The sequence below is a fragment of the Klebsiella sp. 10-1 genome (assembly GCF_009758445.1).
Lineage (GTDB): Bacteria > Pseudomonadota > Gammaproteobacteria > Enterobacterales > Enterobacteriaceae > Klebsiella > Klebsiella scottii.
The window spans coordinates 831,289-845,606 of sequence record NZ_WQRE01000001.1 but is presented as its reverse complement, the minus strand read 5'-3'; the positions used below and the strand labels follow the sequence as shown (position 1 = coordinate 845,606).

Annotated in this window: 11 protein-coding genes; 6 read left to right on the top strand and 5 right to left on the bottom strand. The window is 57.9% G+C overall.

Features of this window, described 5'->3' with window-relative positions:
* Positions 1-13 precede the first annotated feature (13 nt).
* Both GO007_RS03915 and rlmKL read right to left on the bottom strand, forming a co-directional pair.
* Positions 14-1,921: an ABC transporter ATP-binding protein gene (locus tag GO007_RS03915; RefSeq protein ID WP_095095764.1), complete on the bottom strand. Its 1,908-nt coding sequence runs from the start codon at positions 1,919-1,921 to the stop codon at positions 14-16.
* Between the two features lie 12 nt (positions 1,922-1,933).
* Complete coding sequence (rlmKL, locus tag GO007_RS03910) at positions 1,934-4,039, bottom strand: bifunctional 23S rRNA (guanine(2069)-N(7))-methyltransferase RlmK/23S rRNA (guanine(2445)-N(2))-methyltransferase RlmL (protein ID WP_095095761.1); 2,106 nt, start codon at positions 4,037-4,039, stop codon at positions 1,934-1,936.
* 98 nt (positions 4,040-4,137) lie between these two features.
* Here rlmKL and GO007_RS03905 point away from each other — a divergent pair, with 98 nt between their 5' ends.
* Positions 4,138-5,247, top strand: a complete 1,110-nt coding sequence (locus GO007_RS03905; RefSeq protein ID WP_095095758.1) for a YcbX family protein — start codon at positions 4,138-4,140, stop codon at positions 5,245-5,247.
* Positions 5,248-5,292: 45 nt separating this feature from the next.
* Here GO007_RS03905 and zapC read toward each other — a convergent pair whose 3' ends face one another.
* Positions 5,293-5,835, bottom strand: coding sequence for a cell division protein ZapC (gene zapC / locus GO007_RS03900; protein ID WP_095095755.1), 543 nt, complete (start codon positions 5,833-5,835; stop codon positions 5,293-5,295).
* Between the two features lie 167 nt (positions 5,836-6,002).
* Positions 6,003-7,013 (bottom strand): quinone-dependent dihydroorotate dehydrogenase, encoded by a 1,011-nt coding sequence (pyrD, locus tag GO007_RS03895; RefSeq protein WP_095095752.1) that lies wholly within the window; start codon positions 7,011-7,013, stop codon positions 6,003-6,005.
* 252 nt (positions 7,014-7,265) lie between these two features.
* Here pyrD and ssuE point away from each other — a divergent pair, with 252 nt between their 5' ends.
* From ssuE to ssuB, 5 genes are read left to right on the top strand one after another with little or no spacing between them, the layout of a single operon-like run.
* A complete protein-coding gene (ssuE, locus tag GO007_RS03890; RefSeq protein ID WP_095095749.1) occupies positions 7,266-7,841 on the top strand; it encodes an NADPH-dependent FMN reductase in 576 nt (191 codons plus the stop codon).
* Positions 7,834-8,796, top strand: a complete 963-nt coding sequence (locus tag GO007_RS03885) for a sulfonate ABC transporter substrate-binding protein (RefSeq protein ID WP_095095746.1) — start codon at positions 7,834-7,836, stop codon at positions 8,794-8,796. The genes ssuE and GO007_RS03885 overlap by 8 nt, the downstream gene beginning before the upstream one ends.
* A complete protein-coding gene (gene ssuD / locus GO007_RS03880; protein WP_095095741.1) occupies positions 8,793-9,938 on the top strand; it encodes an FMNH2-dependent alkanesulfonate monooxygenase in 1,146 nt (381 codons plus the stop codon). The genes GO007_RS03885 and ssuD overlap by 4 nt, the downstream gene beginning before the upstream one ends.
* 10 nt (positions 9,939-9,948) lie before the next feature.
* Positions 9,949-10,740 carry an aliphatic sulfonate ABC transporter permease SsuC gene (gene ssuC, locus GO007_RS03875; RefSeq protein ID WP_095095737.1) on the top strand — a complete coding sequence of 264 codons (792 nt, stop codon included), beginning with the start codon at positions 9,949-9,951 and terminating at the stop codon, positions 10,738-10,740.
* Positions 10,737-11,510: an aliphatic sulfonates ABC transporter ATP-binding protein gene (ssuB, locus tag GO007_RS03870; protein ID WP_095095734.1), complete on the top strand. Its 774-nt coding sequence runs from the start codon at positions 10,737-10,739 to the stop codon at positions 11,508-11,510. The genes ssuC and ssuB overlap by 4 nt, the downstream gene beginning before the upstream one ends.
* Before the next feature lie 51 nt (positions 11,511-11,561).
* On the opposite strand, the gene pepN is transcribed toward ssuB, so the two are convergent.
* Positions 11,562-14,177 carry an aminopeptidase N gene (gene pepN / locus GO007_RS03865; protein WP_095095732.1) on the bottom strand — a complete coding sequence of 872 codons (2,616 nt, stop codon included), beginning with the start codon at positions 14,175-14,177 and terminating at the stop codon, positions 11,562-11,564.
* Between the last annotated feature and the right edge of the window lie 141 nt (positions 14,178-14,318).

Below are 14,318 nucleotides of genomic sequence, written 5' to 3'. Positions count from 1 at the left end.
AAAACTCCTCAGCTTATGCGCCGTTTTTTAATCCTTCGAGATATTCCCAGCGCTCAAAGGCCGTTTCCAGGGCCTGTTCCGCTTCGGCCAGCTGCGCCAGCACCTGCTGCGTATGGTCATGCGACTGACCAAAGAAAGAGGCGTCAGCGACCTGATCCTGCAAACTCTGCAGCCGGGCCTCCAGCTCTTCCAGACGCTGCGGCAGCTGCTCCAGCTCACGCTGAAGGTTATAGCTTAGTTTGCTCGCCGCACGTTTAACACTTTCCGTTTTCGGCTGCGCGGCTTCAACATTTTTTTTGGCCACGGACTGTTTTTGCGCCAAAGACTGCGACTGCTGTCCGCGCGCGTCGTGGTAGCCGCCAACGTACTGACCGATGCGCCCCTCGCCTTCGAAGATCCAGCATTCGGTGACGGTGTTATCCACAAACTGACGATCGTGGCTGACCAGCATCACGCTGCCCTGGTAGCCGTCGATAAGCTCTTCCAGCAGCTCAAGGGTTTCGACATCCAGGTCGTTGGTCGGTTCATCGAGAATCAACAGGTTGCTGGGCTTCAGGAACAGACGCGCCAGCAGCAGACGGTTACGCTCCCCGCCGGACAGCGCGCGAACCGGCGTCATTGCCCGCTTCGGATGGAACAGGAAGTCCTGCAAATAGCCCAGCACGTGGCGCGGCTTGCCGTTAACCAGCACTTCCTGCTTGCCTTCAGCGAGGTTATCCATCACCGTCCGGTCCGGGTCCAGCTCGGCGCGGTGCTGATCGAAGTAGGCCACTTCCAGCTTGGTGCCGACGTGAACTCGTCCGCTGTCCGCCTGCAGCTGACCGAGCATCAGCTTCAGCAGCGTAGTTTTACCGCAGCCGTTAGGGCCAATCAGCGCTATTTTGTCACCGCGCTGAATCTGTGCCGAGAAGTCTTTGACCAATACCTTGCCGCCAACCTGGTAGTTAACGTTCTCCATCTCGAAGACAATTTTGCCCGAGCGTGAAGCCTCTTCTACCTGCATCTTCGCGCTGCCCATCACTTCGCGGCGTTCGCCGCGCTCGCGACGCATCGCCTTCAGGGCGCGAACGCGGCCTTCGTTACGGGTACGGCGCGCTTTGATCCCCTGGCGGATCCAGACTTCTTCCTGCGCCAGCTTGCGATCGAACTCCGCATTCTGCAGCTCTTCAACCCGCAGCGCTTCTTCTTTTTCCAGCAGATACTGATCGTAGTTGCCTGGATAGGTCACCAGCTTGCCGCGATCGAGATCGACGATCCGCGTCGCCATATTGCGAATAAATGAACGGTCGTGCGAAATGAAAATGATGGTGCCTTTGAAGGTCTTCAGGAAGCCTTCCAGCCAGTCGATAGTTTCGATATCGAGGTGGTTAGTCGGTTCATCCAGCAGCAGCACGCGCGGGCCGCTGACCAGCGCGCGGCCGAGCGCCGCTTTACGCAGCCAGCCGCCGGACAGAGAGGCCAGCTCGGCGTTGGCATCGAGGCCCAGCTGCTCCAGCACTTCGTTAATGCGGCTCTCCAGCTGCCACAGACCGAGGTTGTCCAGCAGATCCTGCAGACGCGCCAGCTCGTTTAAATTTTTGTTGCTCGGGTCGGTCATCACCAGACGAGAAACGTCGTGATAGCCTTTTAGGTACGCCGCCTGCTCTTCGATGCCTTCTGCAACGAAGTCGTACACGGTACCCGCGATATTTCGCGGCGGATCCTGCTGCAGACGCGCAACGACCAGATCCTGTTCATAAATAATGCGCCCGTCATCCAGACCCTGCTCGCGGTTGAGGATCTTCATCAGGGTGGATTTGCCCGCGCCGTTACGCCCAACCAGGCACACGCGCTCGTTATCTTCGATATGCAACTCGGCGTTATCCAGCAGCGGAGAGTCGCTGAAGGAGAGCCAGGCCCCATGCATACTAATCAATGACATTCTTTATTCCTTTCAGGCTGCAGTAATCAGCCAGCAGTTGTGAATCTGACGGTTACGGGCAAAATCCTGAGATTGCGTTTTTTGCGTAATTTCTTGCGCCTTCAGTCCAAGCTGCGCCAGCCCGTCATGATCCATACGGAAACCGCGTTTATTGTTCGAGAACATAATCGTGCCGCCTTTACGCAGCAGACGTTTAAGATCGGTCAGCAGGCGCAGGTGATCGCTCTGTACGTCGAAGGTTTCTTCCATACGCTTCGAGTTAGAAAACGTCGGCGGATCGATAAAGATCAGGTCGAACTGTTCATCGCTCTCGCGCAGCCAGCCCAGCACATCGGCCTGCATCAGGCGGTGCGAACGGCCGGTTAACCCGTTGAGACGCAGATTTCGCTCGGCCCACTCGAGGTAGGTGCGCGACATATCGACGGTGGTCGTCGAGCGCGCGCCGCCAAGACCGGCGTGGACGCTGGCGCTGCCGGTATAGGCAAAGAGGTTGAGGAAATCTTTGCCTTTGCTCATCTCACCAAGCATACGCCGCGCGATGCGGTGGTCGAGGAACAGACCGGTATCTAGGTAATCGGTCAGGTTGACCCACAGACGAGCGTTATACTCCTGTACCTCGATAAAATCGCCTTTTTCAGCCATTTTCTGGTACTGGTTTTTCCCTTTCTGCCGTTCGCGGGTTTTCAACACCAGCTTATTCGGCGCGATACCTAATACCGAAATCGTCGCGGCGATAATATCAAACAGACGCTGGCGGGCTTTATGCGCATCGACCGTTTTCGGCGGCGCATACTCCTGCACCACCACCCACTCGCCGTAGCGGTCGATAGCGACGTTATATTCCGGGAGATCGGCATCATACAGGCGGTAGCATTCAATACCTTCCTGGCGCGCCCACTTCTCAAATTTCTTCAGGTTTTTGCGCAGGCGGTTGGCGAAATCTTCGGCAAGCGATACCGCTTTACCGCCTTCGTTTTCGGCAACGTGATAGTTTTTCTGCACGCAGTCCAGCGGACCGTTTTTGGCCTTAAACTGCTTGTCTGCCCGCAGCTGCAGGCAGCTAAGCAGATCCGGAGAAGCGCTGAACAGCGACAGATTCCAGCCGCCAAACTGACTTTTCATCGTCCGGCCAAGCAGGCTATGCAGGGCAATCAGCGCCGGCTCGCTTTCCAGACGTTCGCCGTACGGCGGGTTGCTGATAACGGTCCCGTACGGGCCTTTCGGCAGCGGGTTGCTGAGCTGAGCGACATCTTTCGCTGCAAACGCAATCAGTTCGCCAACGCCTGCGCGACGGGCGTTGCTGCGCGCGCGTTCAATAACCCGCGCGTCGACGTCAGACCCGTAGAAACGCGACTCATATGCCGCCAGCCCTTTACGGGCGCGGGTCTGGGCTTCGGCCTTCACCTCTTTCCAGACCGCGTCATCGTGCTGGACCCAGCCGTTGAAGCCCCAGTGGCCGCGATGCAGGCCTGGAGCGCGATCGGTCGCCAGCATCGCGGCTTCGATCAGCAGCGTACCGGAACCGCACATCGGATCGAGCAGCGGCGTTCCCGGCACCCAGCCGGAACGCATGACGATCGCCGAAGCGAGCGTCTCTTTGATCGGCGCCATCCCGGTGCCGTCGCGGTAGCCGCGCAGATGCAGGCCTTCGCCGCTCAGATCTAAAGAGATATGCGCCGTCTCTTTGTTCAGCCAGACGTTGATTCGCAGATCGGGATTTTCGCGATCGACGTTCGGCCGCGGCAGATTTTTACGCGTGAAGCTGTCGACGATGGCATCTTTAACCTTTAACGCCCCGTACTGACTGTTGCGAATCTCATCGTTCAGCCCGCTAAAATGCACGGCGAAGGTGGCGTCAGGGGTGAAAATCTCCGTCCATGGAATGGCCTGTACACCGAGGTACAGGTCCAAATCGCTATACACGCTACACTGGCCTAACGGCAGCATGATGCGTGAGGCCAGCCGGCTCCACATCAGGCTTTGATACAGCAGGCGCGTATCTCCCTGAAAATGGACCCCGCCCTGGACTACCTGGCAGTCCGCTGCGCCAAGTGATTCCAGTTCAGTTTTTAACAGCTCTTCAAGCCCACGAGCCGTACTGGCAAACAGAGAATTCATATCGTCACTTTTACTAAAAGAAAATTGGTGCGCATTATAGCCAATATGCGCCCCATGTCATAAAGTTAAAGGCTTATTTTTAAGCCCAGAGACTACGCATGAAAACGCTATCGCGACTTTTTATTCATCCCGTCAAATCCATGCGTGGAATTGGCCTGACGCATGCGTTTGCCGATATCAGCGGCCTGGCCTTCGATCGCCTGTTTATGGTGACGGAAACGGATGGCACCTTTATTACCGCCCGCCAGTTTCCACAGATGGTGAAATTCACCCCCTCCCCGCTGCAGGACGGCGTTCATCTGACCGCTCCTGACGGCAGCAGCGCGATCGTTCGCTTCGCTGATTTCGCGCCTCAGGGCGAGCCTACCGAGGTGTGGGGAAACCATTTCACCGCCCTGGTTGCGCCGTCAACGGTTAACCAATGGCTTAGCGGCTTCTTTAATCGCCAGGTTCAGCTTCGCTGGCTGGGACCGCAGCTGACCCGCCGCGTTAAGCGCCATGACGCCGTCCCGCTCACCTTTGCCGACGGTTACCCCTATTTACTCACCAATGAAGCCTCGCTGCGCGACCTGCAGCAGCGCTGTACGGCCAGCGTACGTATGGAGCAGTTTCGCCCTAACCTGGTCGTCACCGGCGCCGAGCCGTGGGAGGAAGATAGCTGGAAGGTGATCCGCATTGGCGAAGTGACTTTTGATGTCGCCAAGCCCTGCAGCCGCTGTATTTTTACCACCGTCAGTCCGGAACGCGGACAAAAGCATCCGTCCGGCGAACCGCTAGCCACGCTGCAACGCTTTCGCACCGCCGTGGATAATGGCGATGTCGATTTCGGTCAAAATCTGATTGCCCGCAGCAGCGGCGTTATTCGCGTGGGCGATGAAGTCGAGGTGCTGAAGCGTGGCCCGGCAAAGGCCTACGGGGCGGGCGAAAGCGATGATAGTGAACCTTCTGCAGCTCAGCAGAATGCGACGGTTGATATTGAGTGGCAGGGACAGAGTTTTACCGGGAATAACCAGCAGGTTCTGCTGGAACAGCTGGAGCAACAGGGGATCCGCGTGCCCTACTCCTGCCGGGCGGGCATCTGCGGCAGCTGCCGCATTCGGCTTGAGGAAGGTGAGGTCAGCCCGCTGAAGAAAAACGCCGTTGCGGCGGATGGCACTATTCTGTGCTGCAGCTGCGTACCAAAAACCGACTTACGCCTGGCGCCCTGAGGTCTTCAGAGGTTCTTCAGCTGGCAGCCAAAGAGGCTCGCCGCCTTAAACCGCCTCGCCAAGGCTGTAGCTGGAGATACGCGGGGCGGGCTGTAGTCTGTCGTTCATAATTTTAATCACGTCGCCAAGCTGCATCACCCGTCCGGCCAGCGTTAACCCCGGCTGGGCCAGCAGGCACAGTGCGGCATTTTCGCCAGGCTCCACCACCAGCAGATTCACCTGCTGCCCGGTATCGCTGAGCCAGGCGCTGGCGGTATCGCCGCCGCCGGGCTGCCAGTTCTCTTCATGGGTGGTGAAATGCCAGCTTTTCGGCATTTGGGGCTTAAGAAAACGAATGGCAACCAGCGCGTTAAGCACTAATTCAGCGCGCTGCTCTTTAGATAATTCTATATCCCGGCATTTTTCTTCGAAGGAAAAATAAAGAGCGGCGTCGTCAACGCAAAACCCGGATGGCGCGAATGCATCGGGCGTCAGCATCCGGCGCGCAAAGCGCGAGCGGAACAACATACCATTGGCCAAATCGAGCATCATGCGATCGTGCTCTTCATCGTAATACCAACGCCAGTTATCGTCAGGTTTAATCCGCATTTTTCCCCCGTCCTCTTTCACTTCTATCTGTAATGCACGGCATACGGCAACAGAATTATTTCCAAAATTAAGAAAAGACTAAAATGTCTAAATAAGCAACAATGAGGGAATATAAAACAACCAGGGCCGGAAATAAAGCCCTGGGGGTGTTTCAGAGGGGGAAAAGATTAGATATTGGTAACAATTTCTTTAATCAGCGGCGGGCCTTTAAAAATAAAGCCAGAATAAATCTGGACCAGCGTCGCGCCGGCGGCCATTTTTTCCCGGGCTGCAATCGCAGAGTCAATCCCGCCTACTCCGATAATTGGCAAGCGGCCGTTTAATTCTGTCGCCAGCATGCGGATAATCTCAGTGCTTTTTAATTGCAGAGGACGACCGCTCAGGCCACCGGTTTCATCGCAATATTGCATTCCCTGCACCAACGATCGATCGAGGGTGGTATTGGTGGCAATCACGCCGTCAATATTATGGCGAACCAGGCTATCGGCTACCTGGATCAATTCCTCGAGGGAAAGATCCGGGGCGATCTTCACGGCCACGGGGACATATTTTTGATGCTTTTGCTGCAGCTCAAGCTGCTTATTTTTAATACCAGAAAGTAAATCATCGAGCGCGTCGCCATATTGCAACGTGCGCAGGCCCGGGGTATTCGGTGAGGAGATATTAATGGCGATATAGCCGGCATAGGGATAGACTTTTTCCATACAAATCAGGTAATCATCTTTGCCCTGCTCAACCGGGGTATCCTTATTTTTACCAATATTAATCCCAAGAATACCGTCAAAATGCGCCTTTTTAACGTTCTCGACGAGGTTATCAACACCGAGATTATTAAAGCCCATGCGGTTGATCAAACCTTCTGCCGCAACCAGACGGAAGATCCTCGGCTTATCGTTGCCCGGCTGCGCGCGCGGCGTCACGGTACCAATTTCGATTGAACCAAAACCCATAGCCCCGAGCGCATCGATACACTCGCCGTTTTTATCCAGCCCGGCGGCAAGGCCCAGCGGATTCTTAAACGTGAGTCCCATGCAGGTCACCGGTTTAGCCGGCACCTTCTGGCGGATCAGCATCTCAAGCGGCGTTCCCGATACACGGCGTAATTGTTGGAAGGTTACTTCATGAGCGCGCTCAGGATCGAGCTGAAAAAGAGCTTTACGAACGAAGGGGTAGTACATGAACTCTCCTGGATTCCCGGTGTGCAAACCGGGGGCGTATTATGTTCGATCCTCAGCGGAAAGGGAATTGACCTACGACAAAAAATCGTCCATCCAACGCAAACGTTTACTTTTCCGCCCTTCTTTATGCAAATTCTGACAAAACAAGGGTGGAAAAATCATTTAGGTAAATAAATCGCCTCTGTCACACTGCCAGTAAATGTTATCAATAATAGATAAATGCGAACATTTGGTTATAAGGAGAGAGAGAACATGCGTGTCATTACACTTGCGGGTAGCCCGCGCTACCCTTCCCGTTCCAGCGCCCTTCTGGAATACGCCAGAGAGACGCTCTCCGCCGCTGATGTTGAAGTCTGCCACTGGCACCTGCAGAATTTTGCCCCGGAAGATCTTCTTTATGCCCGTTTCGATAATCCGGCGCTGCATACTCTGAACGAACAGCTGGCCGGCGCGGATGGCCTGATTATCGCCACTCCTGTCTATAAAGCCTCTTTCTCCGGCGCGCTGAAGACGCTGCTCGATCTGCTTCCGGAACGCGCGCTGGAAGGAAAAATCGTCCTGCCCCTGGCGACCGGCGGCACTATCGCCCATATGCTGGCGGTGGATTATGCCCTGAAGCCGGTTCTCAACGCGCTGAAGGCCCAGGAGATCCTCCACGGCGTGTTTGCCGATGACAGCCAGGTGACTGACTACCAGCACAAGCCGCAGTTTACGCCAAACCTGCAGGGTCGCCTCGACCACGCGCTGGAAACCTTCTGGCAGGCGCTTCATCGCCCAACCAGCCGCGCGCCTGCCCTCAAAGCAACGCACGGGGTCGAACATGCGTAATCTCCTGGCTCCCCTGGCGCTCGGCGGGCTGCTGATGCTCTCCGCCCTGGCCCACGCGGCGCAGTCCGCGCCGGATGCTCTACGCGTCGGCTATCAAAAAGGCAGCGTCAGCATGGTGCTGGCGAAAAGCCACCAGCTGCTGGAACAACGCTACCCGGGCACCAAAATCTCATGGGTGGAGTTTCCCGCCGGCCCGCAGATGCTCGAAGCGTTGAACGTCGGCAGCATTGATATTGGCAGCACCGGCGATATTCCACCTATTTTTGCCCAGGCCGCCGGGGCCGATCTGGTCTATGTCGGCGCCGAACCGCCTAAACCCAAAGCCGAAGTGATTCTGGTGGCGGAAAACAGCCCGATTAAAAACGTCGCGCAGCTAAAGGGCCATAAGGTCGCCTTTCAGCGCGGCTCCAGCTCCCACAACCTGCTGCTCCGCGCGCTACAGCAGGCGGGCCTGACGTTCAACGATATTCAGGCGGTCTATCTCGCTCCCGCCGACGCCCGTGCGGCTTTCCAGCAAGGTAACGTCGACGCGTGGGCTATCTGGGACCCCTACTACTCCGCGGCTCTCCAGCAGGGCGGCGCCCGGGTTCTGAAAGATGGAACCGACCTGAAGCAAACCGGCTCTTTCTATCTCGCTTCTCGTCCTTATGCGGAAAAAAACGGCGCCTTTATTGAAGGCGTGCTGCAAACCTTTAGCCAGGCCGATGCGCTGACGCTCAGCCAGCGTCCGCAAAGCATTGCCCTGCTGGCCAAAATCATGGGTCTTCCTGAAGCGGTGATAGCCAGCTATCTCGACCATCGCCCGCCAACCACCATTACGCCGGTTAGCGCCGAAACGGCCGCGCGCCAGCAGCAAACCGCCGACCTGTTCTATGAGAACAAGCTGGTGCCGAAAAAAGTCGATATCCGCGCGCGCATCTGGCAGCCCGCAGCCATTCAAGGAGCGAAATCATGAGTCTGAATATGTTCTGGTTTTTACCCACTCACGGTGACGGTCGCTATCTTGGGACCGATCAAGGCGCGCGTCCGGTTGATTACGGCTATCTGCAGCAGATTGCGCAGACCGCCGATCGGCTGGGATTTACCGGCGTCCTGATCCCCACCGGACGCTCATGTGAAGACGCCTGGCTGGTGGCCGCCTCGATGATCCCGGTGACTCAGCGCCTGAAATTTCTCGTCGCCCTGCGTCCGAGCGTCGTTTCGCCAACGGTCGCGGCGCGCCAGGCGGCGACGCTGGATCGACTCTCCAACGGCCGGGCGCTGTTTAATCTGGTGACCGGCAGCGACCCGCAGGAGCTCGCCGGCGACGGCGTGTTCCTCGATCACACCGAGCGCTACGAAGCCTCGGCGGAATTTACCCATATCTGGCGCCGGCTGATGGAGGGCGAAACCGTGACCTTCAACGGCAAGCATCAGCGCGTGCGCGGTGCGAAGCTGATGTTCCCGCCGCTGCAGCAGCCGCGTCCCCCGCTCTACTTCGGCGGATCCTCTGAAGTGGCGCAGGATCTTGCCGCCGAGCAGGTCGATCTGTATCTGACCTGGGGAGAGCCCCCGGCGCAGGTGGCGGAAAAAATCGCCCAGGTGCGCGAAAAGGCCGCGCGCCACGGTCGTAAGGTTCGCTTCGGCATCCGCCTGCATGTGATTGTGCGTGAAACTAACGAAGAGGCCTGGCAGGCGGCGGAGAGCTTAATTTCCCATCTGGATGATGACACTATCGCCAGGGCGCAGGCCGCCTTTGCGCAAACGGATTCCGTCGGCCAGCACCGAATGGCCGCGCTGCACAACGGCCAGCGCGACAAGCTCGAAATCAGCCCTAACCTGTGGGCCGGCGTCGGGCTGGCGCGCGGCGGCGCCGGAACCGCGCTGGTCGGCGATGCCGCCACGGTCGCCGAGCGTATCAATGAATATGCCGATCTCGGCATCGATAGCTTCGTGCTTTCCGGCTATCCGCACCTTGAAGAAGCCCTGCGCGTCGGCGAGCTGCTGTTCCCGCTGCTGGACGTCAATATTCCGTCAATCCCGCAGCCGCAGAGTCTGCGTCCGCAGGGTGAAGCGGTAGCGAATGAATTTATCCCGCGTAAAGCGGCGCAGAGCTGAGGAGCGACATATGGCAACCCCTGGGCAAAAACTCCTGATTCGCCTTGCCCCCTGGTTTTTACCGGTCGGCACCGTCATCGTCTGGCAGCTCGCCTCTTCGGTGGGCTGGCTCTCCACCCGGATCCTGCCTTCGCCGGAAGGGGTGCTGAAAGCCTTCTGGACGCTCTCCGCCAGCGGCGAGCTTTGGCAACATCTGGCCATCAGCTCGTGGCGCGCGCTGCTTGGCTTCGCTATCGGCGGCTCCATTGGCCTGGCATTGGGGATGATTAGCGGCCTCTCGCGCTGGGGAGAGCGTCTGCTGGACACCTCGATTCAGATGCTGCGCAACGTGCCGCACCTGGCCCTGATTCCGCTGGTTATTTTATGGTTCGGCATCGACGAGAGCGCCAAGATTTTTCTCGTCGCTTTGGGCACCATGTTCCCGATTTATATCAACACCTGGCACGGTATTCGTAACATTGACCGCGGGTTGGTCGAGATGGCGCGCAGCTACGGCCTATCCGGCTTTGCGCTATTTCGTCACGTGATTCTGCCCGGGGCCCTGCCGTCAATCATGGTGGGTATTCGCTTCGCTCTCGGCCTGATGTGGCTAACGCTGATTGTCGCCGAGACCATCTCGGCAAACGCCGGCATCGGCTACCTGGCTATGAACGCGCGAGAATTTCTGCAAACCGACGTGGTGGTCGTGGCCATCATTCTCTACGCCATTCTAGGCAAACTGGCCGACTTCAGCGCACAGCTGCTGGAGCGCGTCTGGCTGCGCTGGAATCCGGCCTATCATCTTCAGGAGGCTAACGCATGACGACCGCCCGTCTGAACCCTGGGATCCCGCTGTTGCTCAACGGCGTGACCAAACGCTACGGCGAAAACACGATTCTTAACGCGCTTGATTTACATATTCCCACCGGGCAGTTCGTCGCGGTGGTCGGGCGCAGCGGCGGCGGTAAAAGTACCCTGCTGCGTCTGCTGGCCGGGCTGGAGAAACCCAACGCCGGCGAGCTGCTGGCGGGCTCGACGCCGCTGGCGCAAATCCAGGACGATACCCGCATGATGTTTCAGGATTCGCGCCTGCTGCCGTGGAAAACGGTGATCGATAACGTCGGCCTGGGGCTTAAAGGCTCGTGGCGAGACGCGGCCCTGCAGGCTTTGGCCAGCGTCGGCCTCGAAAATCGCGCCAACGAATGGCCAGCGGCGCTTTCCGGCGGACAAAAGCAGCGCGTGGCGCTGGCCCGGGCGCTGATTCATCGCCCCGGCCTGCTGCTGCTTGACGAGCCGCTGGGCGCGCTTGACGCCCTCACCCGCCTTGAAATGCAGGATTTAATCGTCTCGCTCTGGCAGGAACATGGGTTCACCGTACTGCTGGTGACTCACGATGTGAGCGAAGCGGTGGCGATGGCCGATCGGGTGCTGTTGATTGAAGAGGGCAAGATTGGGCTGGACGTCACGGTGGATATTGCGCGCCCGCGGCATACCGGTTCGGCGCGGCTGGCGGAGCTGGAGGCAGAAGTTCTCAACAGAGTAATGAAGCGCGGCAGGCACGAAGCCTCGCCACGCCTGTTCAGTCACGGCTAAACGGCTCCCGGAGCGCGGCGCTGCCGCCGCAATCCGGGAGCGGAACGCCCTTTACGCCAGCGCTTTACTGATTTTCTCGAACAGATCGCCGGAGAGATTCTCCAGACCTTTCAGCTGCTCCAGCGCCGCGCGCATCAGCGCCTGGCGTTTGGCATCATAACGCTTCAGACGAATCAACGGCTCAATCAGACGCGAGGCCACCTGCGGGTTGCGGCTGTTGAGCTCGGTCAGCATCTCCACCAGGAACTGATATCCGCTGCCGTCTTCGGCGTGGAAGGCCGCCGGGTTGCTGCCGGCAAAGGCGCCAATCAGCGAGCGGACGCGGTTCGGGTTGTTCATACTGAACGAGCGATGATTCAGCAACGCACGTACCGCATCTACCGCATTATCCGCCGGGCTGGTGGCCTGCAGGATCAACCATTTGTCCATGACCAGGCCATCCTGATGCCATTTATCGTCATATTCCTGCATCAGCGCATCGCGGCACGGCAGCTGCGCCGCCACCGCCGCCGACAGGGCCGCCAGCGCGTCGGTCATGTTGTCGGCCTGATGATACTGGGCGACGACCAGCTTATCCGCCAGCTCAGCATCGCCAAACGCCAGGTAGCGCAGGCAGGTATTGCGCAGCGAGCGCTTGCCGATATCGGCATGCTCTACGCGATAGCCGTCGAGCTTATTGACGTTGTAGACAGCGAGGAATTCATCCGCCAGCTCTTTCGCCAGCGTGCGGGTGAGCGCTTCGCGCACCGCCACAATGGCAATCGGATCGATAATCGCAAACAGCTCGGCGATTTCACTGGCGGACGGCAGCGTCAGGATCTCTGCCGCCAGCGCCGGATCGATCTTCTCATCCAGCAGGATCGCGCGGAACGCATCGGCGACGTGAACCGGCAGCGACAGGGGCTGACCCTGCTGATGGCGGTTGACGTTAAGCTTGATGTAGGTCGCCAGCAGGCTCTGCGCCGCATCCCAGCGGGAGAAGTCGTTGCGCGCGTGGCGCATCAGGAACGTCAGCTGCTGATCGCTCCACTTATATTCCAGCTTCACCGGCGCGGAGAATTCGCACAGCAGCGCCGGAACCGGCTGGAAGTAGACGTTATCAAAGACAAAGGTCTGCTCGGTCTGGGTGACGTTCAGCACGTGATGCACCGGATGCCCGCCCTTCTGCAGCGGGATCGCCTTGCCTTCGTTATCATATAGCTCGATATCAAACGGAATATGCAGAGGCTGTTTTTCCGCCTGCTCGGAAGTCGGCGGCGTGCGCTGGCTGATGGTCAGGCGGTACTGCTCGGTTTCCGGATTATAGTCATCATGCACGCTCACTACCGGCGTACCGGACTGGCTGTACCAGCGGCGGAAATGAGACAGGTCAACGTTCGACGCGTCTTCCATCGCCTGAACGAAATCGTCGCAGGTGGCGGCGCTGCCGTCATGGCGCTCGAAGTACAGCTGCATGCCTTTCTGGAAGTTGTCCTCACCCAGCAGGGTATGCAGCATGCGGATCACTTCCGCGCCCTTTTCATATACCGTCAGGGTGTAGAAGTTGTTCATCTCGATAACCTTATCCGGACGAATCGGATGGGCCATCGGGCTGGCGTCTTCGGCAAACTGGAGCCCGCGCATGGTGCGGACGTTATTGATGCGGTTCACCGCGCGCGAGCCCAGATCGGAGCTGAACTCCTGATCGCGGAACACGGTCAGGCCTTCTTTCAGGCTCAGCTGGAACCAGTCGCGGCAGGTCACGCGGTTGCCGGTCCAGTTGTGGAAATATTCGTGGCCAATCACGCGTTCGATATCGAGGTAGTCTTTATCGGTGGCGGTATCGGTACGCGCCAGCACGTATTTGGAGTTAAAGACGTTCAGCCCTTTGTTCTCCATCGCCCCCATATTAAAGAAGTCGACGGCGACAATCATATAGATGTCGAGATCGTACTCGAGGCCGAAACGAGTTTCGTCCCATTTCATCGAGTTTTTGAGCGACGTCATCGCCCACGGCGCGCGGTCAAGGTTGCCGCGATCGACGAACAGCTCCAGCGCCACTTCGCGTCCGGAACGGGTGATGAAAGTGTCGCGCAAGACGTCGAAATCACCGGCCACCAGCGCGAATAAATAGCACGGTTTTGGGAACGGGTCCTGCCACTGCATCCAGTGACGGCCGTTTTCCAGCTCGCCCTGCGCCACGCGGTTGCCGTTAGACAGCAGGTACGGGTATTTCGCCTTGTCGGCGATAATTTTGGTGGTGAAACGCGCCAGAACGTCCGGGCGGTCCAGGTACCAGGTGATATGGCGGAAGCCCTCTGCTTCACACTGCGTGCACAGCGCTTCGCCTGACTGATACAGCCCTTCGAGCGCGGTATTGGCCGCCGGGCTGATTTCATTGACGATAGTCAGGGTGAAATGTTCCGGTAAACCGCCAATAACCAGCTGGTTATTTTCTTCTTTATAGTCGCTCCACGGCTGACCGTTAACCTGCAGAGAGACCAACGTCAGGTCTTCGCCATCCAGACGCAATGGCACATCAGACGCAGCCGCGTGACGGGAGAGTTTACTCTCAGCCGTAACAACGGTTTTCGCGGCATCCAGGTCAAAGGTCAAATCGATATCGCTAATCAGATAGTCCGGCGCACGATAGTCGTGGCGGTATTTGGCTTGGGGCTGTTGTGTCATAAAAAACCTTTAGCATGTTCCATAAAGTGTCAAACCCAGTCTATTCCTGTTGTGATGTTCTCGCTATGCAGAATCTTCATCTTTTCAACGTCAAACACGAAAATCGCTACATTTTGATAACACAGGAGGCACGAAATGCGC

Bases quoted from the DNA above. Each gene is read 5' to 3' on its own strand.
- GO007_RS03915 (WP_095095764.1), bottom strand. From the start codon at position 1,921: ATGTCATTGATTAGTATGCATGGGGCCTGGCTCTCCTTCAGCGACTCT.
- rlmKL (WP_095095761.1), bottom strand. From the start codon at position 4,039: ATGAATTCTCTGTTTGCCAGTACGGCTCGTGGGCTTGAAGAGCTGTTA.
- GO007_RS03905 (WP_095095758.1), top strand. From the start codon at position 4,138: ATGAAAACGCTATCGCGACTTTTTATTCATCCCGTCAAATCCATGCGT.
- zapC (WP_095095755.1), bottom strand. From the start codon at position 5,835: ATGCGGATTAAACCTGACGATAACTGGCGTTGGTATTACGATGAAGAG.
- pyrD (WP_095095752.1), bottom strand. From the start codon at position 7,013: ATGTACTACCCCTTCGTTCGTAAAGCTCTTTTTCAGCTCGATCCTGAG.
- ssuE (WP_095095749.1), top strand. From the start codon at position 7,266: ATGCGTGTCATTACACTTGCGGGTAGCCCGCGCTACCCTTCCCGTTCC.
- GO007_RS03885 (WP_095095746.1), top strand. From the start codon at position 7,834: ATGCGTAATCTCCTGGCTCCCCTGGCGCTCGGCGGGCTGCTGATGCTC.
- ssuD (WP_095095741.1), top strand. From the start codon at position 8,793: ATGAGTCTGAATATGTTCTGGTTTTTACCCACTCACGGTGACGGTCGC.
- ssuC (WP_095095737.1), top strand. From the start codon at position 9,949: ATGGCAACCCCTGGGCAAAAACTCCTGATTCGCCTTGCCCCCTGGTTT.
- ssuB (WP_095095734.1), top strand. From the start codon at position 10,737: ATGACGACCGCCCGTCTGAACCCTGGGATCCCGCTGTTGCTCAACGGC.
- pepN (WP_095095732.1), bottom strand. From the start codon at position 14,177: ATGACACAACAGCCCCAAGCCAAATACCGCCACGACTATCGTGCGCCG.